Raw genomic sequence first — 26218 nt, 5'->3', positions numbered from 1 at the left:
AAATGAAAGGAGTTTTATTAGTAAACTTAGGATCACCAGACAGCACAAATCCTAAAGATGTAAAGAAATATTTAGATGAGTTTTTAATGGACGAACGCGTTATTGACGTTCCTTATTGGTTAAGAGCTTTTCTTGTTAGAGGTATCATTTTGAATACACGTCCGAAAAAATCGGCAGCAGCTTATCAAAAAATTTGGTGGGAAGAAGGTTCACCATTGATTGTTCTTTCAGAAAGATTACAAGCAAAAGTTCAAGATCAAACAGAATTACCTGTAGCCTTAGCGATGCGATATGGAAATCCTTCTTTAAAATCTGGCTTACAGGAGCTACATGATAAAGGCGTTAGAGATGTTTTAATGATTCCTTTGTATCCACAATTTGCTATGGCAACTACAGAAACAATTGTTGTGTTGGCAGAAGAATTAAGAAAAGAATTTTTCTCAGACATGAAAATAACAGACGTACCTGCTTTTTACAACAAACCAGAGTATATAAAAGCTCTTTCAAACAGTATAAAAGATTATTTATCTGACAAAGATTATGATCATATTATGTTCTCATATCATGGAGTTCCAGAACGTCATATTCGTAAGTCAGATATTACAAAATCTCACTGTAAAATAGATGGAAGTTGTTGTAATGCACCTTCTAAAGCACACGAATTTTGTTATAGACACCAATGTTTTCAAACTACCAAAAACGTTATTAACGAATTAGGTTTAGCTGAAGATAAAGTTACAACTACCTTTCAATCTCGTTTAGGAGTCGACCCTTGGCTACAACCGTATACAGACAGAACACTAGTTAAAAAAGCGGAAAAAGACGGAATTAAGAAGTTAGCCATTGTTACTCCTGCATTCGTTTCAGACTGTTTAGAAACATTAGAGGAAATAGCTATGGAAGGTAAAGAGGAGTTTATTGAAGCAGGTGGAGAAGAATTCCATACAGTACCTTGTATAAACGATAATGATGAATGGGTAGCTGTTTTAGCGAAATGGATTAACGAGTTTAAAGATAACTAAATATGGATTTTTTATACGTTAAATCACTTCATATTATTTTCGTAGTAACTTGGTTTGCTGGGTTATTTTACATTGTTCGTCTTTTTATTTATCATGCAGAAGCTGAAAAGAAAGAAGAACCTGCAAAGGAAATACTCCAAACACAATATAAATTAATGGAAAAAAGGCTTTGGTATATTATTACTTGGCCCTCTGCTATTTTAGCTAGTATTTTCGCATTTTGGATGCTTATTGAAAACCCAGTTTATTTGGAAATGCCATGGATGCATGTGAAACTATCTTTTGTTTTAGCTCTTTATTTTTATCATGGAAAATGTCATTCTATGTACAAACAATTTCAGAGAAACAAAGTAAAATATGGCTCGCTAAAACTTCGAATTTGGAATGAAGTTGCAACAATCATCCTTTTTGCTGTTGTATTTTTAGTGGTTCTAAAAAATGCAATTAATTGGATTTGGGGTGTTGTTGGAATTATTTTAGTTTCTGTTTTACTTATGATAAGTGTTAGACTTTACAAAAAAATTAGAGCTAAAAAGAGTTGGGATAAGTATGAAAAATCATTAATTGAAAAGAACAAAGAAGATGATGGTAATTTGAGTTAATTATTTATCTTTCCCTTTTTAATTTTTAAATCCCCTAAACATGAAAAAATTCATTTTAATTTCATTTGCACTTATTTCTTTTATCTCTTGTTCTTCTAACAGCTCTTCTGATGGGGGAGATACAACTGATCCTGGACAAACATTAGACCCAATAATTGGTGTCTGGAATTTATCAAAAGAAAACGGTTTCGATGTAAACTCTTGTTCAGCTCAAAGTAGATATATCTTTACGAATGATGGTAAGTTTACCTTTACTCAACATAGTACAATAAATAATGAATGTACTTTAGACTCACAAAACTCTTACAATGGAGAGTGGACTAATAATGATGATGGAACGTACTATATAAAAAGACACGGATTTACATCGGGCACAGATGCTCCAATTAGTTTTACTAATGAAAACCAAGATATGATTATTGGAAAATTTACTTGGGCAAAACAATAAAGTTCAATAAATTAAAATGATCTAAAAGGATAAAGATTCGCAATAATTTTTATCCTTTTATTGATTGTTCAAAAGGTATACGATTAATTATACTTCTACCTAAAGTTACTTCGTCAGCATATTCTAACTCATCTCCCACAGAAATTCCTCTCGCAATTGTAGATGTCGTTATATTATATTTTTCAATTTGTTTATAAATGTAAAAATTCGTGGTATCTCCTTCCATTGTAGAACTCAAGGCAAAGATTAACTCCTTAACTTCACCACTTTTAACTTTATCTACTAAAGACTCTATATTTAAATTTTGAGGTCCTACACCATCTATTGGTGAAATCTTTCCTCCTAACACATGATACAAACCTCGAAACTGTCCTGTGTTTTCAATTGCCATGACATCGCGAATATCTTCAACCACACAAACCAACTCTTCCTTTCTATTAGGATTACTACAAATATCACATATAATTGTATCTGAAATATTATGGCATTTTCTACATGACTTTACATCATTTCGCAATTGCGTAAGTGCTTCAGCTAAATACTTTGTATTATCCTTTGGTTGCTTTAATAAATGTAACACTAATCGCAATGCAGTTCGCTTTCCTATACCCGGTAATCTACTCACCTCGTTCACTGCATTTTCAAGAAGTTTTGAAGAAAAATCCATATTGCGAAATTACAACAATCTACAAGAAGAGAAAAGATAAAACGTACTGTTGTCTTTGTTTGTTACTATCTTAAAATGTACCTTTGATTCGTCAAATAAACTTCAACAAGATGAGCATAGAAATTAAAGATATAGAACCAAAAGTTGTTTGGAATCACTTCGCAGATTTAAACGCTGTTCCTCGCCCTTCTAAAAAAGAAGAACGAGTGATTCAATTTATGGTAGACTTTGGAAAGAAATTAAACCTTGAAACTTTTGTTGACAAAGTTGGAAATGTAATTATCAAAAAACCAGCTACTGCTGGAATGGAAAATAGAAAAACCATTGTAATGCAAAGTCATTTAGATATGGTTCACCAAAAAAACGCAGATACAAATTTTGATTTTAATACTGAAGGAATCAAAATGTTCATAGATGGAGACTGGGTAAAAGCTAAAGGGACTACTTTAGGAGCAGATAATGGTTTAGGAGTTGCATCTATTATGGCAGTTTTATCATCAACTGATATTGCTCATCCGGCAATTGAAGCTTTATTCACAATCGATGAAGAAACTGGAATGACTGGTGCAATGGGACTTGAAGGTGGAATTTTAACAGGAGAAATATTATTAAACTTAGACACGGAAGAAGATGATGAAATTGGGATCGGTTGTGCTGGTGGTGTAGATATTACAGCAACAAGAACTTATGAGCAAGAAAAAACACCTGAAAACACTATCGCATTTGAACTTTCGGTAACTGGATTAAATGGAGGACACTCTGGAATGGATATCCATAAAGGGTTAGGTAATGCCAATAAAATTATGAATCGTTTGTTGTTTGATGGATTTACAAATTATGGTTTACGAATCTCTGAAATTAACGGTGGAAGTTTACGCAATGCTATTCCTCGGGAAAGTTTTGCTACTGTTGTAATTGATACGGTTTCAAAAGAACCTTTCTTGTTTGAATTAAATGAATTAATTAATGATATTACATCAGAATTCTCTTCTTTAGAACCAAACCTATTAATTGAATTTAAAGAAGTTTCATCTCCAGAATTTGTTATGGATTTAGGAGTTCAAATGGGATTAATAAAATCGGTTTACGCAGCTTTAAATGGAGTTTACAGAATGAGCCCTGATATTGCTGATTTAGTTGAAACTTCAAATAATATCGCTAGAGTTATTGTCAAAGACGGAGCAATTAAAATTGGTTGTTTAACTCGTTCTTCATCTGAGACGAACAAATGGGATTTAGCCAACTCTTTACGTTCTACTTTTGAATTAGCTGGATTTGATGTAGAGTTCTCTGGATCATACCCTGGATGGTTACCAAATATGAATTCAGACATTTTAAAAGTTTTAAAAAGTTTATATCTTAAAATGAATAGCGAAGAACCACACGTTGCAGCGTGTCATGCTGGTTTAGAATGTGGTATTTTGGGGCAAAATTATCCAGAGATGGATATGATTTCTTTTGGACCAAATATTCGAGGAGCTCACTCACCAGATGAAAGAGCTCAAATTTCATCAATGCAAAAATTTTGGAAGTTCTTACTTGAAATTCTGAAAAATATACCTAGTGCAAACTAGTGGTATTTCAACTATTACTCATAAAAGCCATTTTATTAAGAAAATGGCTTTTTTTAGTTAAAAAATAATAGTCGTTCTAATTGAGAATTAGTGAAATTCTGAATGAAGTAAAATATTAGCAAAATCTTAGAATTTAACATTTTCTACAAAATTAAATTTTATATTTACCGCCCCCTTACCAAGTTTAATTTAAAAATAACATATAGATGAGAAAATTGCTATCAATCTTGGTATTAGTTTCTTGCCATTTCATATCATTTGCACAAAATCAATCTCTATTCGAGAAATTTGATCAAGCTGTTGGTCAAAATAACACACAACTTAGCTACGGTGTTGTTTATAAGGAACGATATCGTAAAAAAATTAAGAATAACCATAACTTTTATAAAGACGAAAGTTTTAAAAAGGGAAGTCTCATTTACAAAGACCAAGTGTTTGACAACGTAAATATAAAATATGAATTGGTTGATGATTTCATCGTAATAAATCTTAAAAATCAAGATCAACTTATTTCTATTATCCCTGAAAAATCGTTGGTTAATTTATTTGTTATTGACAATTTACGCTTTGTTAATTGTGGTAGTAGGGGTTTTTTACAAGAACTTCTAATACAAGATTTATTTGCAGTTTACAAAAAACATAAAAAATTTAGTAAAGAGAATCGAGATGCCGATTATCGTTATCATACTTTTAGAAAAGAAGAAAGTTTCATCTTAAAGTACAAAGACGAGTATTACCCTATTGATTCTAAAAGAGATTTTAACAAGATTTTCCCTCAAAATAAAAAAGATATCTCAAAATTTTATAAGTCTAATCGATACTTATTAAAAAACAACTACACAAACTTCGTTGCTAAACTAATTACATCTCTATCACAAGAATAACCAAATGAAATCAGCTATTAAAAAAACTATATTATCGCTAATTTTTTTAATTGTTTCTGTAGGTCTTTTCGCTCAAGAAAAAAACGAAACTGTTACTATTAGTGCTGATAATTTAACCAAAGAACAGGTTATTAATCTTATCGAAAGTAAAACTAACTATCGTTTCTACTATCTTAAAAACTGGTTAGATCAGGAAAAAGTAAATTTCAATTTCACTAATGCCAAATTATCACACGTTTTAGATACGCTATTTGGAGGATCTAGTGTAAATTATTTTGTTTTTGAAGAGAACAAAGTAGTACTTACTAATGGTAATTTAATTAAAAAAAGTATTTACGATACAGAAGAAATAACCTCTGATAATATTGAGGATGCTCCAGTTTTAGTAAACTCTAATGGTGCTTCTAGAATTAAAATAGGTAAAGAGGTTACTCACAAAAAAGAATTTTATACTGTAACCGGAATAATAAAAAATGATAAAAACGGAGAGCCTATTGAAGGAGCAACTATTTTTGAGAGAGGAAAAAATATTTATGCTACTTCTAACGAAAAAGGTTTCTTTAAAATTAAACTTCCTTTCGGGGAAAACAGTCTGGAAACGTCATTTGTTGGATTTGACATTGAATATAAAGATGTTATTATTTACAACAACGGAAATTTAAACTTTTCAATAAGTGAAAAATCTGAACAACTAGAAGAAGTAGTAATAAGTGCCAGTAGAACTCGTAATATTCGACAAACAATATCTGGGATTAGTCAAATAAAAGCGAAAGAAATAAAGAAAATTCCGTTGGTGCTAGGGGAAAGAGATATCTTAAAAGTAGCTATTACACTACCCTCTATAAAATCCACAGGTGAAGGATCTGAAGGAGTTAATGTAAGAGGTGGAAAAGTAGATCAAAACCTCTTTCTTTTGGACAATGGAGTTATTTATAATCCAACACATTTCTTAGGATTATTCTCTGCCATTAATCCTTTTACTACCAATGATTTAAAAATATATACTGGAAACATTCCTGCTGAATATGGAGGAAGATTAAGTTCTGTTTTTGATATTAGAACCAAAGACCCAAATACAAAAGAGTTTAAAGGTGAAGCCTCTATTGGACCTGTTACGGGAAATGTGAATATAGACATTCCTGTAGTTAAGGAGAAATCTGGATTAGTTTTAGGTATAAGAAGTACATATTCTGATTGGATTTTAGGATTAGTTAACAACAAAGAAATTGAAAACAGTAGTGTTTCATTCTATGATATTATCGCTAAATACAAACACCAAATTAATGATAATAACGCTATAAGAGCAACTGGATATTTTAGTAAAGATCAATTTCAGATTGCCTCAGATACTATTAATAGATATGGAAATGTGATGGGAGCTTTAAATTGGGAACATGTTTTTAATGATAAGAATAGAGGAAATTTAGGAGTTTCTCATAGTCAGTATTCTTTCGATATAGATTATGAAAATCAAGAAACTAATAGAAGTTTTGACTTAGCCTATAACATTAGTGAAACCGATTTAAAAATTAAATTACAATACGACTATTCAGATAAACACAAATTTGAATATGGTTTGGAATCAAAGTTGTATCAAATTAAACCTGGAACCATTCAACCGAAAGGTAATAACTCAACGGTCGTCCCACTAAATATTCCAGAAGAAAGAGCACTAGAAAATGCATTGTTTATTTCTGATGAATTTACCGTAAACAAGAAACTTAACTTCAATATTGGGCTTCGTTTAAATCAATACCTCGCGCTTGGTCCTTCAAGTCAAAGAGAATATAGAAATGATGCACCAAAAAACGAATCAACAGTTATAAATACAGTTGAATACGACAATAATGAAATTTTCCAAACCTATCACGGATTAAGTTACCGTTTAGCCGGAAGATATGCTCTTAATAATACTTTATCACTAAAAGCAAGTTTTAATAAGTCTTTTCAATATATACATCGCTTAAACAATAACACAACTGCTACACCTATTGACACTTGGAGATTATCAGACACCAATATAAAACCTCAAGAAGGTACTCAAATTTCTCTAGGTTTATTTAAAAACATTAATGGAAATGATTATGAAATTAGTCTCGAAGGATATTATAAAAGATATCAAAATCTGTTAGACTATAAGATTGGGGCTAACTTATTATTAAATGAAAATATTGAGACGGAAGTTTTACAAGGTAAAGGTAAATCTTATGGAGTAGAATTTTTATTAAGAAAGAACAAAGGAAAGTTAAATGGATGGTTAGGATATAGTTATTCAAGATCTTTAATACAATTAAACAGCATGTTTGATGAAGAAACTGTGAATAATGGTGAGTTTTTTCCAACGAATTATGACAAACCTCATGATTTAACAGCAGTTTTAAACTATAAATTCACTGAGCGATATAGTTTCTCAGCTAACTTCACATATCAAACTGGAAGACCCATTACATATCCAACAGGGAAATTTATTTTTAACGGTGCTGAATTTTTAACTTACAGTGATCGTAACCAGTTTAGAATTCCAGATTATTATCGTCTAGACATAGGCATAAATATTGAAGGGAACCATAAAATAAAAAAGTTTGCTCATAGTTTTTGGAATATTTCAGTTTACAATGTTTTGGGAAGAAACAATCCTTACTCGGTATTTTTTCAAACAAATGCTAATGGTAATGTAGAAGCTTATCAAAGCTCTATTTTCTCAGTTCCGATACCAACAATTACTTACAATTTTAGCTTTTAACTGATATGAAAAAGGTTTTAATATATTTAATTTTCATTCTCAGTTCAATCTTAATTAGTAGTTGTATTGAGCCAGTTGAGTTTTCTGCAATTGAAATAAATTCTAACTTAGTAGTAAATGCAAGAATAACAAATGAATTTAAATTTCATACTATAGAATTATCTCGAACAATACCTGTAGATTCATCGAATGTTTCTCCTGAAAGAAATGCAACTGTTTCAATTTTGGATGAATCTGGGCAAATTTATAGTTTCGAAGAGTCGTCACCAGGTATATACAATTCAATCAATGAGTTTGCCGCAGAGGCAAATAAAACATACACTCTAAATATCGAAACTAGTGATGGAAGAAAATATTTATCCTCAGCAGAAACTCTTCCTTCTACTAATGCTTCTATAGGAGATATTAGAACTAGTGTGGAAAATAATGATATTACTGGTATTCCAGAGCTAATAATTAAGGTAAATAGTAATATTTCGGGAGCTGAAGGAAATTATTACAAATACGAATATGATGAGACTTACAAAGTAAAAACTCCTATTTGGAGTACAAAAAAGTTACTCATTATTTCCGATACACCTCCATATCAATTTCAATTAGTTGATAAAACAACTGAAGAAGATGGAATTGGCTTTTGTTATGGAAATCAAAAATCGAAAAACATTTTAGTTACAGAAACACAGTCTTTAGCACAAGATCAAGTTATAGGATTTCCTATTCGACAAATTCCTTTAGATAATTATATTATTGGAATCCGATACAGCATACTCGTAAAACAATATGTTATTAATGAAAATGCATATAATTTCTTTTCTTTGTTAGAAACCTTTTCAAATCCAGATGATATATTTTCTCAAACTCAAGTTGGGAACTTAACAAGTAATATTAAATCTACCGATCAGCCGTACAAAGATAAAGTAATTGGATTTTTCGAAGTTTCCTCCCTTTCAACAAAACGTATTTTCTTAAATAGAAATGAAATAACAGATAATATATTATATACTAATTATAGAAGTCTACTTGGCTGTATTGAAAGAGTAAATCCAGATATCATTGAACCATCTGGTAACTCTCCACTTTTAGTAAGGTTACAAACAGGCTGGATTTATCAAAGTCCACCTGATATGCCAATTATTCCACCAAATAATTTATATCAACTAGTTCGAAAACAGTGTGGTGACTGCTCTCATTTAGGGCCGGTAAATCCTCCAGAATTTTGGATTGAATAAAGAATATAAAAATGAAAAAAAATAAATATTTACGCTATTTTCTGGCTACAATTATCCTTGTAAGTTGTGTTGATTCAATTGATTATTCATCAATCAATTTTAAGAGTAATTTAATTGTAAAAGCCATAATTACCGATGAGTTCAAAAACCATACAGTTGAACTTTCAAAAAGTGTTCCTATTGATTCAGAAGAAATTATCAAAGAAATAAATGCCGTGGTTAAAATCAAGGATGACTCTGGTAATATTTATGATTTTAATGAAACAGAACAAGGAATTTATACTTCTATTTCTCCTTTTAAAGCAGAACCAAATCAAAGTTATACACTTGAAATTCAAACATCAAATGGTGAGAAATATAGCTCTTCAAGCCAACAACTCCCAACCCTAGCGAATATTAATAATTTAACTCCAAGTATTGACAATAATTTGGATAATAACAAAGTTATTGTACTTACTTTAGATGCCTCAGGAAATAGTGCAAATGGAAGTTATTACAGATATGAATATGATGAAACTTATCAAATTAGACCAGTAGTTTGGAATCCAAAACGAATAGAAGTAGTCTCTGATACTCCTCCATATGCTTTCAAAATCGTAGAAAAGGAACCTGAGATCTATGGGAATGGGTTTTGTTATGGAAATAACAAGTCAAAAAAAATTTTATTAGCAGAAACAACGTCTTTATCTTCAGATGAAGTTAAAGGTTATAAAATTAGAGAAATTCCTGTAAGTAGTTATGTCTTGGGAATTAGATATAGCATACTAATTAAACAATATGTGTTAAATCAGAATACGAATAATTATTATCAACTTTTGGATAAATTTTCAAATAATGATAATATTTTTACTCAAACACAAGTAGGAAATATACCGAGTAACATTACTTCAGAAACAAATCCTATCGAGGATAAAGTAATTGGTTATTTTGAAGTATCTTCATTAACTAAAAAAAGATTTTACTTTAACCGTGAAGATATTACCAACTTATCATTTGTTAATTACTTAGGATTAACAGGATGCAACGAATTTCCTAATCCACCACTTGAAGACGATTCAGGAGGCTCTCCTCTGCTTGAATATTTACAAACTCATATTCTTTATGATGAACCACCAGGAGGAATTGGAGGAGGCTCTGATGCCCCTTACGAATTAATTTTAAGAGAATGCGGAGATTGCTCTCAGGCAGGATCAGTTATAAAACCAGATTTCTGGGAAGACTAAAAAAAACATATGATGAAAAGAACACTAACGATAATTTACTCTTTAGTAGCGTTAAATTTATTAGCTCAAACCAGCTCTAGCTTAACTTTTACAAATAAAATTAATTCCTATCCCAAAGAAAAAATCTATGTTCATTACAATAATGACTTCTTGCTCTCAGGTGAAAAATTATTCTATAAAATTTACTGCCTAGAAAATAATAATCGCTTTTCTTCTTTCAGTAAAATAGCTTATGTAGAATTAATAGATTCAAATAATAATAGCGTTGTACAACAAAAAGTTTCACTTACAAATGGTAAAGGTTACGGAGATATTTTTATTAATACCAAAATAAAATCGGGAGCTTATAAACTTGTATCATATACCCAATGGATGAAAAACGAAAAATCTTTATTCGAAAAAGACATTGTGATTATCAATCCATTTACCACTAGATTAGCGTCAACTGAAAATCAAAATCCGACCAAATTATCCAACAATAACAATACTTCACTATTCAAGAACTTAGGAAAAACTTATAAAAAAAGGGAAAAATTAGCTTTAAAACTAAACAATGAAATCATCTCTAAGTTAAATGGTGAATTTTCGGTATCAGTTAAGCTGAAAGATAATTATTCTAGCAAGAGAAGTACATTTCGTACCAATGGTCAAAATACAGCTAATAAATTTTTCCTTCCTGAATTAAGAGGTTCTCTTTTAAAAGGAAAAATAACAACAAAAAATTCAGCTAAATTATCAGACATTAAACTGTCTTTATCTTTATCAAATAGTAAAAGTATTCCCCTAACTGCAATTACAAATAATGCTGGGGAGTTTTTCTTTAACATCGAAGATTTAAATACAGATGTGGTTTTTATTAATATTCTTGATAACAAACCATCTAATTATAGAATTGAATTAATGCCTTTTGATAACGGTAACTACAAATTCAATGATTTTAGAGAGTTACAATTAACGGAAGAAATGGTTAATAGTATTAAAGTAAGAAGTTTATACTCCCAAATAGAAAACGCTTACTATACCGTAAAGAAAGATTCCTTATTAATCACTCCAATGACAAATCCAATTCTTGATAATATAAAAAAGGTTTACCTTCTTGATGATTACACACGTTTTAATACGGTTAGAGAAACATTTGTCGAAGTAATTGAAGGTGCTGGTTTTTACAAAAAAGGAGATACTTATCAAATCAATGTTACCGATACTGACGCTTCAGAAACTTTGAGTTATTTACCTTCTTTATTAATAATTGATGGAAGAATCGTTACCGATCATACAAGCTTTAGAAGCTACAACTCACGAAATATTAAATCTATTTCTTTAGTTACAGATAAATACTTTTATGGAAATGCCATTTACCAAGGTGTTGTTATAGTAGACTCTTTTAAAGGAGATTACATTGATAGCAGTGATTCTTATAAAAAATTCATCGTAATGCCAGTTCAACCTAAAAAATTATATTTCTTCCAAGATCACAATTTAAAGAACGATCGTATTCCTGATTTTAGAACACAACTGTACTGGAATCCAAGTATCAATTCATTAGAGGAAAAACTAACCTTTTTCACTTCTGATGTTGCCGGTCAATATGAAATTAATATTCAAGGTTACAATAAAATTGGACAATTGATTAATTTAACCAATGAGTTCACGGTGAAATAGCGATAAATCTATCTCACCTTTTTTCGCTACATTTAAGGAATGAATTTTTTGGCGCATTTGTATCTATCTCCAAACAATCATCACATTATGCTCGGCAATTTTATTGCTGACCATATTCGGGGTAATAAATTCAAACACCTGACAGAAGATATTCAGAAAGGAATTTACCTGCACCGAAGTATTGATACTTTTACTGATTCAAATGAAATCGTGAGAATTAGTAAACGCAGACTACATGAAAGATATGGTCATTACGATGGTGTGATTATAGATATTTTTTATGATCATTTCCTTGCAAAAAACTGGGAGAATTATTCGCAAATACCTTTAGATATTTATACTAAAAGTATTTATCACTATTTAGAAAGTCAAAAAGAAATTTTACCCGAAACAACAAAAGAATTACTTCCATATATGATTCAATACGATTGGTTGTATAATTATCAATTTATTGATGGTATACAACAAGTTATGAACGGAATGAATCGAAGAACAAAAGGAAAATCTCAAATGAATCTTGCTGTTGAAGATTTAGAATTACACTACAACGAACTTGAAAATGATTTTCAAACTTTTATGTTTGAGTTAATCGAATTTGTTTCTAATGAACTTGACAAACTATGAAGCTACGCAAACTACTATTTTTATTTACAATCACAATCTTATTCAATTGTCAACCTCAACCTGAAATTGGTTTAATCACCGAAAAAGCTATGGTTGTTTCAGCGAGAAAAGAAGCTTCCAAAATTGGTTCAGAAATTTTAAAAAAAGGTGGAAATGCATTTGACGCCATGGCAGCAACTGAATTAGCTCTTGCTGTAGCTTATCCCTACGCTGGAAATTTAGGTGGCGGTGGATTCATGGTTTACAGAAAAAATGATGGAGAAATTGGAGCTTTAGATTATCGAGAAAAGGCACCGTTAAGTTCAACAAAAGATATGTTTTTAGATTCATTAGGAAATGTAATTAAAGGAAAAAGTACCTTAGGAGCGATGGCTGTTGGTGTTCCTGGAACTATTGCAGGTGTTTTTGAATCTCATAAACGATTTGGAAGTTTACCAATTGAGGAAATACTACAACCTGTCATTGAACTAGCTAAGAAAGGTGTTATTGTAACCGAAAAACAACAAAACCGTTTAGAAAAACATACACCAAACTTTAGAAAAGCCAATAAAGAAACTATTCTTTTAGATAATAATTGGAAAAAAGGAGATACAATAAAATATCTGTCATTAGCAGAGACTCTAATTAGAATTCAAAAAAATGGTAGAGATGAATTTTACAAAGGAGAAACTGCGAAAATCTTAGCTAAATTTTTACGAGACAACGGTGGAATAATTACAGAAGAAGATTTAGCCAAATATGAAGCTAAATGGAGAACTCCGATTGTTTTCACTTATGACGATTTAAAAATAATTTCTATGGCCCCACCTTCAAGTGGAGGTGTATGTTTATCTCAAATTATGAATGGAATTGAAACATATAATTTGGAACAATATGAGCATAACTCAACAAAATACATTCAAATTATTACCGAAGCTGAACGCAGAGCATATGCAGATAGGAGTTATTATTTAGGAGATCCTGATTTCGTTTCAATTCCAATTACAAAACTCACTAGCAAAGAATATTCGCAAGAAAGAATGAAAAATTTTTCTTTCGAAAACCCAACCTTATCAGCATCAATTTCACATGGTTCAATAGAGTTTATTGAAAGTAATGAAACTACCCACTACTCCATCGTCGATCAATTTGGAAATGCTGTTTCAGTAACTACAACTATTAATGGCGCTTTTGGTTCTAAACTATACTGCTCAGAATTAGGCTTTTTCTTAAATAATGAAATGGATGATTTCAGCAGTAAACCAGGAACTCCAAATATGTTTGGATTAATTGGTGCAGAAGCTAATAAAATTGAACCAGAAAAAAGAATGTTAAGTTCTATGACACCAACTATTGTTGAGAAAAACGGGAAGTTATTTATGGTTATAGGAACTCCAGGAGGTTCTACAATTATTACTTCGGTTTTACAAACAATTTTAAATGTTCATGAATATAAAATGGGAATGCAAGAAGCTGTGAACAAACCACGATTTCATCATCAATGGTTACCAGATGATATTAAAATGGAACCGAATGGATTCGATACTAAAGTTAAAAAGCAACTCCAAGAATTAGGTTATAAAATTGATGAAACAAACTCTCCAGTAATTGGTAAAGTTGATGCTATTTTAGTTTTACCTAATGGAAAACTTGAAGGTGGTGCAGATCATAGAGGTGATGATACAGCAATTGGGTTTTAATATTCTCAAATCTGTTGTATCATTTTTTACACCTTTAACAATAGATTTCTCCCAATTAATTACACACTGTAGTAAAATTTTGTATTATTGACATATAATGATTAATCAACTATTCATCTACATATTAATTGGGTTTACCTCTTTTTAATACGATTTATTAGGATCATAGCTGTATTCATTAATGAAATTTAATATTTTTTATTAAACGGTGTAGGAACTTAAAAGTAAACCTTTGATTTTCAAAATAAACACCTGATAAAAACAGTTATTTATTCATGAATAACTCTCTATTAGCATTAAATATTAATTATCATTAATTTTTAATGTTTACTTTAAAACTTTTATTTACGATTATAAATATTTTGTAAATTCCAAAAATTATTATATAACTCATGGTTTTAACTACAACAAACTCAATAGAAGGATTTCGAATATTAGAATATCAAGGAATTGTAACAGGAATTTCTTATGGTTCATCATATTCTTATAATGGTACAAAGATGTCTTTTAAAGATATGTTTAGTACAAAAAAATATTATGAAGCATACTCATTAGGTTTGGCCTCCTTAAAAGAAGAAGCTTTTCAAAAACTTAAAAAAAATGCCAAAGCTTTAAATGCTAATGCAATCGTAGGAATCAAAATTGATATTGAAACAGTTTCTAATTCAGCGGTATTGGTTGTTTCTGTAACAGGAACAGCTGTTTACGTTGCTACAGATAAATAATGATATACTCAACGATTTTTTAGGTTTTTTATATTATAATCCGAAACCACCTTCTCATTAAACACAACCTTATCGTAACATTTTTTTAGACTAATCGTCTTATCTTGTAAATTATAGAATTAGAATAATAATTGCCTTATAAACCTTTAGTTGAAAAACCTATGTTAAGAACTGGAAAAAAATTCTTTTATATACTCTGGGGAGTATTATTAATTTATTTGTTCTACCGCTATGTAAAAAATCCTGAGTTATTCTCTGTAACTTATATTAAAGACTTCATTAGTTCCTATAAGGGGCAAATTATGACTGTTTATATTATTCTTTCTTCTGTTAGAGGTTTTTTCTTAATTCCTAGCACTCCATTTGTAATTACTGGCGTTTTATTATTTCCTGATAAATTATTTCTTGTGCTCTTAATTTCTATGTTTGGAATTATGTTATCTGCAACATCTTTATATTATTTTGCTGATATATTAGGCTTTAGTGAGCATCTTGAAAAAAAGTATCCGAATAAAGTAAAAAAATGGGAAAGTAAATTACAAAGTTCTAAAGCTACGTTTTTGGTTTTAGGATGGTCGTTTTTCCCTTTTGTACCTACAGATATTATATGTTATGTTGCCGGGATTATAAAGATGCCTTTTAAATATATGTTTACAGGAGTGTTCTTAGGGGAATTAATACTAGTTTCCCTTTACGTTTACTCTGGTTCTTTCCTTAATTTGTATTAAAAAGTTTAAATCAAAATTTCTTTAATGTTTAAATATTAAACATGTAATTTAAACGAGTCTTTGGTAACTTTGACAAGTAATACTTTCAATAAGCAACTTATGATACAACCATTTCACTTAGCAATACCAGTTCAAGATTTAGAAAAATGCAGATCATTTTATAGAGATATTCTAGAATGTGAGGAAGGAAGAAGTTCTGATTACTGGGTTGATTTCAATTTCTTCGGGCATCAATTGGTAATTCATCAAAAAGATTCCTTCTCCCCTAAGGAGGCAACTACGAATCAAGTAGATGGACATGAAGTTCCTGTTCCACATTTTGGTGTTGTTTTATCTTGGGAAGATTGGACGAGACTTTCTGAGAAGCTCAAAAATATTGGAACTAAATTTGTTATAGAGCCTACTATTAGATTCGAAGGAAAAGTTGGTGAGCAAGCAACTATGTTTTTCAACGACCCTGAAAACAATTCATTAGAGTTTAAAGCGTTTAAAGATATGAGCCAACTTTTCGCTAAATAATTCAATAAAGCTAATATTAAAACGCCACTATGTTGCATTTTTAACATTAGCTTTAACACAACCTTTAGGTTTTTAACTTTTCTTTTTGGTTACCTTTATTTCACAGATAATTAACCAAAAAACATAACATGAAAAAAATATCTTTCGTGTTCGCTTTGTGTATTACATTTACTTCAATTGCACAAGGAACACGACTATTAAGACAACCTACATTATCACAAAACGAAGTTGTTTTTGTTTACGCTAATGATTTATGGAAAGCTTCACTAAACGGTGGTGATGCAATTCGTTTGACAAGTGATGATGGATACGAATCTAATCCGCATTTTTCTAAAGATGGTAAAATGATTGCTTTTACCGCTCAATACGATGGAAATACTGATGTTTACGTAATTCCGTCTGAAGGTGGAGAACCAAGAAGATTAACTTATCATCCTTCGGGAGATTTTGTACAAGGATGGACTTCTGATAATAAAATATTATTTCGATCTGGTAGAGAAGCAAGACCTACACAAACAAATAAATTCTTTACAGTTTCTCCTAACGGTGGAATGCCAGAAGATGTTGGAATTCCTAGAGCTGCTTATGGTGAAATTTCTACTAATGGAAAATATATTGCCTACACACCAATTACAAGTTGGGACGCTGAATGGAGAAACTATAGAGGCGGACAAGCAATGCCAATTTGGATAGTCAATTTAAAAACTAAAGAATTACAAACTACTCCTCAAAAAGATAAGGAAAGGCATCTAGACCCAGTTTGGCATAAAGGAGTTGTTTATTATTTATCTGAAAGAGATTATACAAGCAATATTTGGTCTTATGACATGAAAACAAAACGAGAGCATCAAATAACTTTTCATAAGAAATTTGATGTGAAAAGTTTAAATGCGAATTCAAACGGTATTGTTTATGAACAAGGTGGATATATTCACTTATTGAATCCAGAAACTAAAGAAACACGACAAATTCCAATTAATGTAAAAGGAGATTTAAATTACTCTAGAACTCGTTGGATGAATGTTTCTGCTAGAAACTTAACAAACCCAAACGTTTCTCCTAAAGGAAAGCGAGCAATTTTTGAATATAGAGGAGAGATTTTTACGATTCCAAAGGAAAATGGTACATGGAGGAACTTAACTAATTCTCCTGGAGTTGCCGATCGTTCTCCGATTTGGTCACCTAAAGGTGATAAAGTTGCTTGGTTCTCTGATAAAAATGGAGAATATGAAATTGTTTTAGCAGACCAAAATGGTACTAACCAAGAATATATTTCATTGCCAAATCCTACCTTCTATTTCAGACCAGATTGGTCTCCTGATGGAAAACATATTGCGTATACTGATACTGACTTTAATATTTGGATTATTAATCTTGAATCTAAAAAAACAATTAAAGTTGATACAGATCGTTACGCACACCCGAACCGATCAATGAATCCACAATGGTCTCCTGATAGTGATTGGATTGCTTATGCAAAACAAAATGACAGTCATTTTAAATCGATTTTTGCATATCAATTAAGTACGAAGAAAAAAATTCAAATTACCGATCCTATTGCCGATGCGATAACTCCAGTTTGGGATGCATCTGGTAAATATATTTATACTTTAGCTAGTACCGATTACGGTTTGCAATCTGGATGGTTAGATATGAGTTCTTATGACCCAAGTGTTTCTAGAAGTTTATACGCAGTGGTACTAAACTCTAATGATAATGCTCCTAACCTGCCTAAAACAGATGAAGAAGAAGTAAAAAAAGAAAAATCTTCATCTAAAAAAGATGCAAAGGATAAAAAAGACGGAAAGAAATCTACTAAAAAGGATGGTAAAAAAGTTACCGTAATTATTGAAGAAAACGGAATCTTCGACAGAGCAGTAGCTTTAAAATTGCCTGCTAGAAATTATGTTTCTTTGGTAAAGGGGCCTAAAAATAAAGTATTTGTTAGCGAAGCTGTTCCAAATTCAAGAGGAATAACAGTTCATTCTTATGATGTAACTAAAGAAAAAGCGACTGAATTTTCTAACGGTGTTAGCGGAATAGTCACTACTGAAGATCGTAATTCTGTTTTAATTTATAAAAGTGGAAGCTGGAGTATCGTAAGTACAAAAGCTCCAGTAAAAGGACCGAAAGGAAAATTAAAAACTAATCTTAAAATTAAAGTCGATCCAAAAGCTGAAGCTCATCAGATTTTCAAAGAAGGATGGAGATATATGCGTGACTTTTTATACGTAGATAACGTTCATGGTGCACCTTGGGATGAAGTATACAAATGGTATGCTCCATGGATTGATTATGTAAGACATCGTACAGACTTAAACTACGTAGTTGATATTATGAGTGGTGAAGTGGCTATCGGACATTCTTATGTTTCTGGTGGAGATACTCCAAGACTTGAAAGGGTTCCCGTAGGATTATTAGGTTGTGATTTAGAACAGCATAAAGGATTATATCGTTTTACCAAAATCTTTAAAGGAGAACGTTGGAACCCAAATGTATCCGCTCCTCTAGGATTGCCAGGAATCAATGTAAACAAAGGTGATTATTTAATAGAAATAAATGGAATTAAACTAACAAGTGATATGAATCCTTATCAATTGTTAGAGCAAACTGCTGGACGTGAAATTTATATCAAAGTAAACTCTAAACCGAATGAAGATGGGGCCAAATCCATCTTAGTAAAACCAACATTCAGTGAACGATTTTTAAGAACTGTTGATTGGGTTGAAGGAAATAGAAGAAAAGTAGATGAATTATCTAACGGAAAATTAGCTTACGTATATGTGCCAAATACTTCGGGAGCTGGTTTTACCTCTTTTAATCGCTATTACTTCTCTCAACAACAGAAAAAAGGCGCTGTAATTGATGAAAGGAATAATGGTGGCGGTTCTGCTGCTGATTATATGATTGATATTATGTCTCGTGATTTAATGGGATATTTCAATAGTAAAGCAAATGATCGTAGACCATGGACTACTCCAATGGCTGGAATTTGGGGACCTAAAGTTATGATTATTAATGAGCGTGCAGGATCTGGAGGAGACTTACTTCCATATATGTTTAAATTCAAAAAAATTGGACCCTTAGTAGGAACTCGTACTTGGGGTGGATTAGTTGGAACTTGGGATACTCCAAGATTCATTGATGGTGGAAGAATGGTTGCTCCTCGTGGTGGATTTTTCGATGTGAATGGAGAATGGGCTGTTGAAGGTGAAGGTGTTGCTCCAGATATTGAAGTTATACAACATCCTAAACAGGTTTCAAATGGAAATGACCCTCAATTAGAAAGAGCCGTTCAAGAAGCTTTACGCTTATTAAAAGGAAATGAATTCCAATTGAAACCAGAACCAAAAGCTCCAATTCGTTCAAAAAGACCTAAAGGATATCAAAACGAAAAATAATTATTTAATAAAACCATATGCCACACTTTGTAATTGATTGTTCAAAGAATATCATAAACCTTAAAAATCCTGAAGAAATCATTCAGAGAGTTTATGATACAGCAGACTCTAGTAACTTATTTGCTAAAGGAGATATCAAAGTAAGAATCAATCCTTTTGAATATTATACCGTAGGAAATACTCAGGATGATTTTATGCACGTTTTTGCTAACATTATGGAAGGAAGAACAATTGAACAGAAAAAAGCACTTTCAGAAAGTATTGTTTCTGCGCTAAAAAAGATGTTTCCTGATGTTCCAATTATTTCAATTAACATTAGAGATTTTGAAAAGGCAACATATTGCAATAAATCAATGGTGTAAACATATGGGTTAAAACATAAAACGAGGTAAAAAGTATTTTTAACCTCGTTTTTTTATGTTAGTATTCTACATTAAAACAAAATAAAGAACCTAACCTACTTTTTTAAATATTTAAGTAGCTGATTCTTTATTTCTATTATTTTTTCCTTACTTATTTGTCTTTTTAGTTTTCCAAGGTCCTAGCACCAATTTTAATTGTATTGTTCCTTTTGGATAACTTCCTGTAAATTCTGAAGGTACAAGTGGCTGATTTGTTCTTTTGAACTCCATAGGATTTTCATCATAAGAGAATCCATATGCTTGGCCTATTTTAGCTCCTGTTACTGATTTAACTGCGTTAGCTGGTAATGAAAAGATGTTTTTCCCTTTTACCGTTGCTGCATGCATAAAATATGAGAATAAGTTTTGTATCGTTCCTGATGGATACCAACTCGTTTCTTTTCCCCATAAAGTAGTTGTTCTCCCTTTTTAGTTCCAACAGCTTTTGTAAGAGCTACTCCTCTATTCAAAGCAGTACTTAATTGATTTTCTAAACCATTTAAAATGACATGTAAATTTTTATTATTTGAATATCTAATTCCACCGTCGGCAAATAAACCACTTCCTGCAAAAGTCATTTGACCAGAAGATTGGTAATAACTTGTTGGTGCTTTTGAAAACTTAAATTGTTTACTGGTTGAAGTACATTTTGGTCCTGTGCTAATATTTACAGAAACTATTTTTCCTAATGAATTTGTATTGATTTTAGAAATCGTAACTGATGTATTGGGTTTACAACTAGTATTACTTAGATACATTCCATTAAGAATACCGACTGAACTCGGTAATGGAGTGTTAAATGTTAGAACATTATTCGCAATAATACCTTTGATAGGTAATCTTTTTTTAGTTTGAGTATCTTCATAAGAAACGACTGAAAATCCTTTAGGACTGAAAACATATAAGCTTTCAGATAATCCAAGTGATGTAAACTCTAAAGCATCGTGTTTATTCGTAGTTCCAGAAAAAGTAACTCCTGATTTTGGCGTTACATTAAAATAATACGGAGTTCCGTCTTTATCTTTTTGCCAAATATTCATATTTAAAGTCTTATCTGTAAATAATGAGGTTAATGCATCATCAAACACTGTTTCTAAAGAACTGGTATTTTTAGCTAGATATAATCCTGGATTTAATAATACTATCAAGTTCTTATCTGCTTTATAAGATAAATCATCATATCCACTTGAATTTTTATATTTTTTCTTAAATGGTTTATAAGCATTAGAAACTTCTTCTGCACTAATTCCCGCGGTTTGACCAGCCGTAACCAATTCATTACCTTTCTTATCTTCTGCAAGTAATGATATTGGAAAGAAAAATCCGTCTACCAAAGAAACATCTATAAATAAACCCTGACCTGATTCAAAGGTAGGTTCAATATAACTATACTGAGGAAAATCAATTTGTGATGGATTCCCTACCTGTTGAACAGCTGAACCATAACCGCTATAAGAAAACCCTAAATTACCATTACCAGTTTTTCCTGAATTATCTTTATATGTTTTCGTAGTATTCACGACAAAAAAATAAATCCTTAATCCAATTATAAGATTGGTATTATTTAATTGAATACTTGTAATATCTTCACCTAATTCGTAAGATTCTACAAAACCCTTTTTAGTTTTTACTTTAGTAAACACTCCTTGTCTATTAGCATTCACCGTAAGTACTTTTTGAGAGCCTATACTATATCCTAATACATAAACTTTATAATTAAATCTAAACCTGTCAAATTCTCTAGTGCCAATGAATAAGAACCAACTATGGTATTTTTCTTTTTCTTCTTTTTAGATGAACTAGTATATGATAACTTTTTTTTAGCATAAAAACATATTAATCAAAAACACAGAATCAAATCTCTTTTAATAACGATACAATTTTGTCTTTTTCATCTCCTTCCAAATCCTTCAAAAATTCAAAAAGCTTTGATTCTTCTTCTTTTTTAATAGCATTAAAATTTGGTTTAAAAGGTGTACCATCATAGTATCTCGCAGCGGTACCTGGACCATCAGGAGAGCCATGATCTGCATCAATAGATTTCCTCCATTTCCAAGCATGCCTCGCCCATTCATTTTGATTTACAAGTTCTGGTTCTGTAAACCAAACATTCCATGTAAGCACATTTGATTCTTGTAACATATTTCCTGAACCTAAATTAAAAACATCCATAACTAACTGATTAAATGTATCAACTAACGGATATCCTGTTTTAACAATTGGTCCTATCTGCACTTCAAGATTTCCAACAGTCCAAGCAACATCTTCATGGGTGGCAAAATCTGGTATTGGAAATCCTGTACTTTGTCCTTTTCTGACTGGAAAAACAGGTTGACTTGGATCTCCTTTCTTATGTGTAGTCACCATAATTGCTTGAGATTTATTGAAAGGGAAAGGAAAATCACTATTCTTTAATTTATTCCATAACAACTCTTGGATTCCTTTAAGTAAAATTCCTTCGTTTCCCTTTGGTGGACTAAACCAAATTTTACCGACAACCCCGATTTCAGCCGCTAATTCTTTATTACCCTCATTCACCCATCCTCTTGTTCCTGTTACAGTAACCTCAACATTTAATGTTCCCAATAATGGAGAAGTTATTCCTTGTTGAGGACAAATAATGGAATAAACCCTACCTGTATTTGTATATCCAATTCTTGATATATCTGGAGCAAACATTTGGTAACATCTTTTAGGATCTGGCTTTCCCATTTGTGTTTCCCAGCTAAACTCGGGCCATTTTACGGCTTGTTGACGATCTAATTTATCTATGTTTAACATATTATCTGGCATTGGTAATGATGTTAAATCTGGATTTGGATATGCAAATGCTGGGTTTGATGATTCAAAACCACCTACCCATCCCGCTGGGATACTTTTAACTGTTTCGTTAGCTTCCATATTATGTTTATTTAGTTAATAAAGGTAAGTTAACAAAAAGTACAATATGAGATTTTAAAAAATCTATAACCGTAAAATGAATAAGCATAAAAGCATACTATTTTAGTACGGAATTGTCTCGATTTAATTTTTCTTCTACTAAATTACTTTTAAGTATTTTTGCTTCATATCAAAATAACCTGTGAAACTAAAGGAAAAACACATATCACCACTTCAAGAAAAACCTATTAGACTGCAAGAATACGCCGTTGGTATTTTCTGTACAAATCCAACAAAATCTGGAATAAAAAAAGCAATAAAAAAAGGATTAGTAAAGGTCAATGGGAAAATTGCTTCAACAGCATTATATATAAGAGGTGGAGAAACTATTGAATTGTATCAAGAAGAAACCAAAGTTTCTGATAAGCAATTTATTTTTCCTTTAGAGGTAATTTATGAGGATGATTTTTTAGCTGTAATTTCTAAACCTTCAGGTATTGTAGTAAGTGGAAATTCTTTTGCTACTATTAATAACGCTTTAGAACAAAATCTTAAGGTTAGTTCTTTAAAAGACGCCGTAATACCAAGAGCTGTACATCGATTAGATTATCCAACAAGTGGTTTACTACTCATCAGCAAAACAAATGAAGCATCACACTATTTATCTAAATTATTTGAGGAAAAAAATATTTCGAAAACCTATCATGCCATAACTATCGGTCAAATGAATGATTCTGGCCTCATAGATATTCCAGTAGATGAAAAAGAATCGAAATCTGAATTTAAAGTTTTACAAAGTATTCCATCGGAAAAATATGAATTCCTAAATTTAGTAGAACTTAATCCTAAAACGGGAAGACGTCACCAATTAAGGAAACATTTATACGGAATTGGAAGCCCGATTTTAGGTGATAAGGATTATTATATTAAAAATCTTATTTCTTATGGAAATGGGTTGTATTTACATGCAACATCTATAAAGTTTATACACCCTTCAACTAAGGAAGAAATGAAATTCACTAAAGAATTACCTAAAAAGTTTAAACGTCTTTTTCCAAATTTTTCATTGTAAGTTTTAATTTCGAAATAAGCTCTTTTATTTCGAATTCATTAAAGCTCGCGAATCCTACACGAATACAATTGTGATTTGTATTAGAGTAGTCATAACGTCGATAATCTCCGATTTCAAGGTTATATTTTCTTGCTGTTTTAGAAACAGTTTCCCATTTATATGGTTCTTTTAAATGTAACCAAACAGCCATTCCTCCTTTGGGGATTTCAAACTCAAAATAGTTCTTTAATTTATCTGATAAAAGCTTACAAAATAAATCTCTGCGACTTTTATATACCTTTAAAACTTTACGGATATGACTATCCAGTTCTCCCGACTGAATGAAATCAGCAAAGGTTAATTCTAATAAAGCATCTCCTTGTCTATCTACAATTCGTCTTAAATTAGCCGCTTCATCGATAAAGGACTTTGGAGCCACTAAATATCCAACTCTGAAAACTGGTGCAACCGTTTTACAAACGGAACCGATATAAACAACATTTCCAATAGCATCATGACTTGCCAGTGGTAAAATCGGTGCATGATTATAATTAAAATCATAATCGTAATCATCTTCTAAAACCGCAAATCCATATTCCTTAGCAAGGTTTAACAAATGAATTCTTCTTTCGGCAGACATTGTAACAGTAGTTGGATGATGGTGATGTGAAGTAACGTATACTGCCTTAACCGATCCTTTCTTACATAAACGCTCTAAAGCATCCGTAACCAAACCACAATCATCAACCGCTACTCTTTTTATAACAGCTTTTGCATTGAAAAAAGTTAAGTCAGCAGAAATATAATTTGTTTTTCCAACCACAATTACATCACCTTCTTTCAATAGCAATTGAGTACTCAAATAAATTCCGTTTTGACTTCCTCTTGTAATTAAAATATTGTCTTTGGTAACACTCAAACCACGAGTAGAATTCAAATAATTCGCTAGAACTTTACGTAATTTTATATTCCCGTATGTTGAACCATAAGATAAATGAGGGAAAATAGATGTACGATCAACAATTCTTCGATATGTTTTAGCAATCTCTTTTACAGGAGTTAATCGTGTATCCGATATTCCATCGTTAATGTACATAACCTCAACTTCATTATTAATAGAAATTCTTTTAAGAGCAGGATTTTTATAAAAAGTAAACCCCAATTTATTCTCAATAATTGTTCTATTATTAAAATCTAGTGGTAAAATATCTGGTAAGTTACGATTAACAAAAGTTCCTTTTTTAGGTATACTTTCTACCCACCCCTGAAGTATCAACTCCTCATAACATGCTACTACTGTTTTTCGATGTACACCCAGTAATTCTGACAATCCTCTTGTTGCAATTAGTTTCGTTCCTGACGGAATTTTTCCTTCTTTGATTAAATTAATTAATTGATTTGTTAATTGTAAAAACAAAGGTTCTTTGCTCTTTCTATCAATTTCTAAACTTGTTTTATAAGGAAACATCTGGACTACTAATTAAATCTATTCTGGACTAAACTAATACACCATAAATATATTATTTTTGATACGACTAACACACACAACATGAAGAAAAACGTCGGTATTTTTATTTTTGACAACGCAGAAGTATTGGATTTTGCGGGGCCTTTCGAAGTATTCTCTGTAACTTCTGAATTAAATAATTTCGAATTATTTGATGTATTTACAATTGCTAAAGCAAAAAAGGAAATCACAGCGGTAAATGGATTATCAGTAAATCCTAAGTACGACTTTAACGATTGTCCTAAAGTTGACATTTTAATTTTAGCAGGTGGAGATGGAACCAATCAAGTAATTAAAGATGAAGAAGTAATTAATTGGATTACTAAACAACATAAAGAAACTGAAATTACAATGAGTATTTGCTCTGGTTCTCGATTTCTTGCATTAATAGGTGAATTAAACAACAATCCATATTGTACCCATCATCAGGTTTACGACGATATGAAAAGGTTAGTTCCGTCTGGAATTCCAATTAAAGACAAGCGATTCACAAAAGCTAATGAAAAGACTTATACATCTGGTGGAATTTCCGCAGGAATTGATTTGTCCTTTCATATTATTTTCAAATTACATGGAAAGGAAACTATAGAAAATACGGCTAAATACATGGAATATCCAATTAACAAAGAAGTGTATAATTCATAAAATT

23 protein-coding genes are annotated in these 26218 nt (G+C 31.1%); 18 read left to right on the top strand and 5 right to left on the bottom strand.

From position 1 onward, the window contains the following. Positions 1 to 2 precede the first annotated feature (2 nt). The 3 genes from hemH to BTO06_RS05490 are packed head-to-tail and all read left to right on the top strand — an operon-like array spanning position 3 to position 2072. The gene (gene hemH, locus BTO06_RS05500) at positions 3 to 1022 is read left to right on the top strand and encodes a ferrochelatase (protein WP_100924337.1); all 1020 of its coding nucleotides are present in this window, start codon (positions 3 to 5) and stop codon (positions 1020 to 1022) included. A gap of 2 nt (positions 1023 to 1024) precedes the next feature. Continuing rightward, complete coding sequence (locus tag BTO06_RS05495) at positions 1025 to 1624, top strand: CopD family protein (protein ID WP_100924336.1); 600 nt, start codon at positions 1025 to 1027, stop codon at positions 1622 to 1624. A 40-nt stretch (positions 1625 to 1664) separates the two neighbouring features. After that, positions 1665 to 2072, top strand: a complete 408-nt coding sequence (locus tag BTO06_RS05490) for a lipocalin family protein (protein ID WP_100924335.1) — start codon at positions 1665 to 1667, stop codon at positions 2070 to 2072. A gap of 49 nt (positions 2073 to 2121) precedes the next feature. Here BTO06_RS05490 and recR read toward each other — a convergent pair whose 3' ends face one another. Beyond that, positions 2122 to 2739 carry a recombination mediator RecR gene (recR, locus tag BTO06_RS05485; RefSeq protein ID WP_100924334.1) on the bottom strand — a complete coding sequence of 206 codons (618 nt, stop codon included), beginning with the start codon at positions 2737 to 2739 and terminating at the stop codon, positions 2122 to 2124. A 110-nt stretch (positions 2740 to 2849) separates the two neighbouring features. On the opposite strand from recR, the gene BTO06_RS05480 reads away from it, so the two are divergent. The 13 genes from BTO06_RS05480 to BTO06_RS05420 all read left to right on the top strand — a co-directional run bounded on the left by BTO06_RS05480 (position 2850) and on the right by BTO06_RS05420 (position 20092). Further along, positions 2850 to 4313 carry an aminoacyl-histidine dipeptidase gene (locus tag BTO06_RS05480; RefSeq protein ID WP_100924333.1) on the top strand — a complete coding sequence of 488 codons (1464 nt, stop codon included), beginning with the start codon at positions 2850 to 2852 and terminating at the stop codon, positions 4311 to 4313. A gap of 206 nt (positions 4314 to 4519) precedes the next feature. Continuing rightward, positions 4520 to 5197 (top strand): hypothetical protein, encoded by a 678-nt coding sequence (locus tag BTO06_RS05475; protein ID WP_100924332.1) that lies wholly within the window; start codon positions 4520 to 4522, stop codon positions 5195 to 5197. 4 nt (positions 5198 to 5201) lie between these two features. Then, complete coding sequence (locus tag BTO06_RS05470) at positions 5202 to 7940, top strand: TonB-dependent receptor (protein ID WP_100924331.1); 2739 nt, start codon at positions 5202 to 5204, stop codon at positions 7938 to 7940. A 5-nt stretch (positions 7941 to 7945) separates the two neighbouring features. Further along, the gene (locus BTO06_RS05465) at positions 7946 to 9169 is read left to right on the top strand and encodes a DUF4249 domain-containing protein (protein ID WP_100924330.1); all 1224 of its coding nucleotides are present in this window, start codon (positions 7946 to 7948) and stop codon (positions 9167 to 9169) included. A gap of 11 nt (positions 9170 to 9180) precedes the next feature. Continuing rightward, complete coding sequence (locus BTO06_RS05460) at positions 9181 to 10392, top strand: DUF4249 domain-containing protein (protein WP_100924329.1); 1212 nt, start codon at positions 9181 to 9183, stop codon at positions 10390 to 10392. A 9-nt stretch (positions 10393 to 10401) separates the two neighbouring features. Next, positions 10402 to 12054 (top strand): hypothetical protein, encoded by a 1653-nt coding sequence (locus BTO06_RS05455; RefSeq protein ID WP_100924328.1) that lies wholly within the window; start codon positions 10402 to 10404, stop codon positions 12052 to 12054. Between the two features lie 87 nt (positions 12055 to 12141). Then, entirely contained in the window at positions 12142 to 12678 is a 537-nt protein-coding gene (locus tag BTO06_RS05450; RefSeq protein WP_232731522.1) for an acyl carrier protein phosphodiesterase, read from the top strand. Next, positions 12675 to 14357, top strand: a complete 1683-nt coding sequence (gene ggt, locus BTO06_RS05445) for a gamma-glutamyltransferase (RefSeq protein ID WP_100924326.1) — start codon at positions 12675 to 12677, stop codon at positions 14355 to 14357. Before BTO06_RS05450 ends, ggt begins: the two co-directional genes overlap by 4 nt. 392 nt (positions 14358 to 14749) lie before the next feature. Then, complete coding sequence (locus tag BTO06_RS05440; protein WP_100924325.1) at positions 14750 to 15082, top strand: YbjQ family protein; 333 nt, start codon at positions 14750 to 14752, stop codon at positions 15080 to 15082. Positions 15083 to 15243: 161 nt separating this feature from the next. Beyond that, on the top strand, positions 15244 to 15810 hold the full coding sequence (locus BTO06_RS05435; RefSeq protein WP_157811749.1) for a TVP38/TMEM64 family protein: 567 nt from the start codon (positions 15244 to 15246) through the stop codon (positions 15808 to 15810). 99 nt (positions 15811 to 15909) lie between these two features. Then, positions 15910 to 16329, top strand: coding sequence for a VOC family protein (locus BTO06_RS05430; protein WP_100924323.1), 420 nt, complete (start codon positions 15910 to 15912; stop codon positions 16327 to 16329). A gap of 128 nt (positions 16330 to 16457) precedes the next feature. Next, complete coding sequence (locus BTO06_RS05425; RefSeq protein WP_100924322.1) at positions 16458 to 19730, top strand: S41 family peptidase; 3273 nt, start codon at positions 16458 to 16460, stop codon at positions 19728 to 19730. A 17-nt stretch (positions 19731 to 19747) separates the two neighbouring features. Further along, positions 19748 to 20092 (top strand): 5-carboxymethyl-2-hydroxymuconate Delta-isomerase, encoded by a 345-nt coding sequence (locus BTO06_RS05420; RefSeq protein ID WP_100924321.1) that lies wholly within the window; start codon positions 19748 to 19750, stop codon positions 20090 to 20092. A 147-nt stretch (positions 20093 to 20239) separates the two neighbouring features. Here the strand turns inward: BTO06_RS05420 and BTO06_RS05415 are convergent, their stop codons facing one another. From BTO06_RS05415 to BTO06_RS05405, 3 genes are all read right to left on the bottom strand, one after another. Continuing rightward, on the bottom strand, positions 20240 to 20479 hold the full coding sequence (locus BTO06_RS05415) for a hypothetical protein (RefSeq protein ID WP_100924320.1): 240 nt from the start codon (positions 20477 to 20479) through the stop codon (positions 20240 to 20242). Next, the gene (locus BTO06_RS05410; RefSeq protein WP_232731521.1) at positions 20461 to 21795 is read right to left on the bottom strand and encodes a beta-1,3-glucanase family protein; all 1335 of its coding nucleotides are present in this window, start codon (positions 21793 to 21795) and stop codon (positions 20461 to 20463) included. The genes BTO06_RS05415 and BTO06_RS05410 overlap by 19 nt, the downstream gene beginning before the upstream one ends. Before the next feature lie 190 nt (positions 21796 to 21985). Then, the gene (locus tag BTO06_RS05405) at positions 21986 to 23032 is read right to left on the bottom strand and encodes a hypothetical protein (RefSeq protein WP_100924318.1); all 1047 of its coding nucleotides are present in this window, start codon (positions 23030 to 23032) and stop codon (positions 21986 to 21988) included. A 181-nt stretch (positions 23033 to 23213) separates the two neighbouring features. On the opposite strand from BTO06_RS05405, the gene BTO06_RS05400 reads away from it, so the two are divergent. Then, entirely contained in the window at positions 23214 to 24083 is an 870-nt protein-coding gene (locus BTO06_RS05400; RefSeq protein WP_100924317.1) for an RluA family pseudouridine synthase, read from the top strand. On the opposite strand, the gene BTO06_RS05395 is transcribed toward BTO06_RS05400, so the two are convergent. After that, positions 24052 to 25530: an aminotransferase-like domain-containing protein gene (locus BTO06_RS05395; protein ID WP_100924316.1), complete on the bottom strand. Its 1479-nt coding sequence runs from the start codon at positions 25528 to 25530 to the stop codon at positions 24052 to 24054. The two genes, BTO06_RS05400 and BTO06_RS05395, sit on opposite strands and share 32 nt — an antisense overlap. An 81-nt stretch (positions 25531 to 25611) precedes the next feature. Here BTO06_RS05395 and BTO06_RS05390 point away from each other — a divergent pair, with 81 nt between their 5' ends. After that, entirely contained in the window at positions 25612 to 26214 is a 603-nt protein-coding gene (locus BTO06_RS05390) for a DJ-1/PfpI family protein (protein ID WP_100924315.1), read from the top strand. Positions 26215 to 26218: the final 4 nt, after the last annotated feature.

The sequence above is a fragment of the Tenacibaculum sp. SZ-18 genome (assembly GCF_002813915.1).
GTDB lineage: Bacteria > Bacteroidota > Bacteroidia > Flavobacteriales > Flavobacteriaceae > Polaribacter.
This window is presented reverse-complemented; position numbering and strand designations above follow the sequence as displayed.

Coding starts and splice junctions, on each gene's coding strand:
- BTO06_RS05455 (WP_100924328.1), top strand. CDS start 10,402: ATGATGAAAAGAACACTAACGATAATTTACTCTTTAGTAGCGTTAAAT.
- ggt (WP_100924326.1), top strand. CDS start 12,675: ATGAAGCTACGCAAACTACTATTTTTATTTACAATCACAATCTTATTC.
- BTO06_RS05395 (WP_100924316.1), bottom strand. CDS start 25,530: ATGTTTCCTTATAAAACAAGTTTAGAAATTGATAGAAAGAGCAAAGAA.
- BTO06_RS05460 (WP_100924329.1), top strand. CDS start 9,181: ATGAAAAAAAATAAATATTTACGCTATTTTCTGGCTACAATTATCCTT.
- BTO06_RS05450 (WP_232731522.1), top strand. CDS start 12,142: ATGCTCGGCAATTTTATTGCTGACCATATTCGGGGTAATAAATTCAAA.
- BTO06_RS05390 (WP_100924315.1), top strand. CDS start 25,612: ATGAAGAAAAACGTCGGTATTTTTATTTTTGACAACGCAGAAGTATTG.
- recR (WP_100924334.1), bottom strand. CDS start 2,739: ATGGATTTTTCTTCAAAACTTCTTGAAAATGCAGTGAACGAGGTGAGT.
- BTO06_RS05475 (WP_100924332.1), top strand. CDS start 4,520: ATGAGAAAATTGCTATCAATCTTGGTATTAGTTTCTTGCCATTTCATA.
- BTO06_RS05425 (WP_100924322.1), top strand. CDS start 16,458: ATGAAAAAAATATCTTTCGTGTTCGCTTTGTGTATTACATTTACTTCA.
- BTO06_RS05490 (WP_100924335.1), top strand. CDS start 1,665: ATGAAAAAATTCATTTTAATTTCATTTGCACTTATTTCTTTTATCTCT.
- BTO06_RS05435 (WP_157811749.1), top strand. CDS start 15,244: ATGTTAAGAACTGGAAAAAAATTCTTTTATATACTCTGGGGAGTATTA.
- BTO06_RS05465 (WP_100924330.1), top strand. CDS start 7,946: ATGAAAAAGGTTTTAATATATTTAATTTTCATTCTCAGTTCAATCTTA.
- BTO06_RS05405 (WP_100924318.1), bottom strand. CDS start 23,032: ATGGAAGCTAACGAAACAGTTAAAAGTATCCCAGCGGGATGGGTAGGT.
- hemH (WP_100924337.1), top strand. CDS start 3: ATGAAAGGAGTTTTATTAGTAAACTTAGGATCACCAGACAGCACAAAT.
- BTO06_RS05415 (WP_100924320.1), bottom strand. CDS start 20,479: ATGCATGCAGCAACGGTAAAAGGGAAAAACATCTTTTCATTACCAGCT.
- BTO06_RS05430 (WP_100924323.1), top strand. CDS start 15,910: ATGATACAACCATTTCACTTAGCAATACCAGTTCAAGATTTAGAAAAA.
- BTO06_RS05495 (WP_100924336.1), top strand. CDS start 1,025: ATGGATTTTTTATACGTTAAATCACTTCATATTATTTTCGTAGTAACT.
- BTO06_RS05420 (WP_100924321.1), top strand. CDS start 19,748: ATGCCACACTTTGTAATTGATTGTTCAAAGAATATCATAAACCTTAAA.
- BTO06_RS05440 (WP_100924325.1), top strand. CDS start 14,750: ATGGTTTTAACTACAACAAACTCAATAGAAGGATTTCGAATATTAGAA.
- BTO06_RS05470 (WP_100924331.1), top strand. CDS start 5,202: ATGAAATCAGCTATTAAAAAAACTATATTATCGCTAATTTTTTTAATT.
- BTO06_RS05480 (WP_100924333.1), top strand. CDS start 2,850: ATGAGCATAGAAATTAAAGATATAGAACCAAAAGTTGTTTGGAATCAC.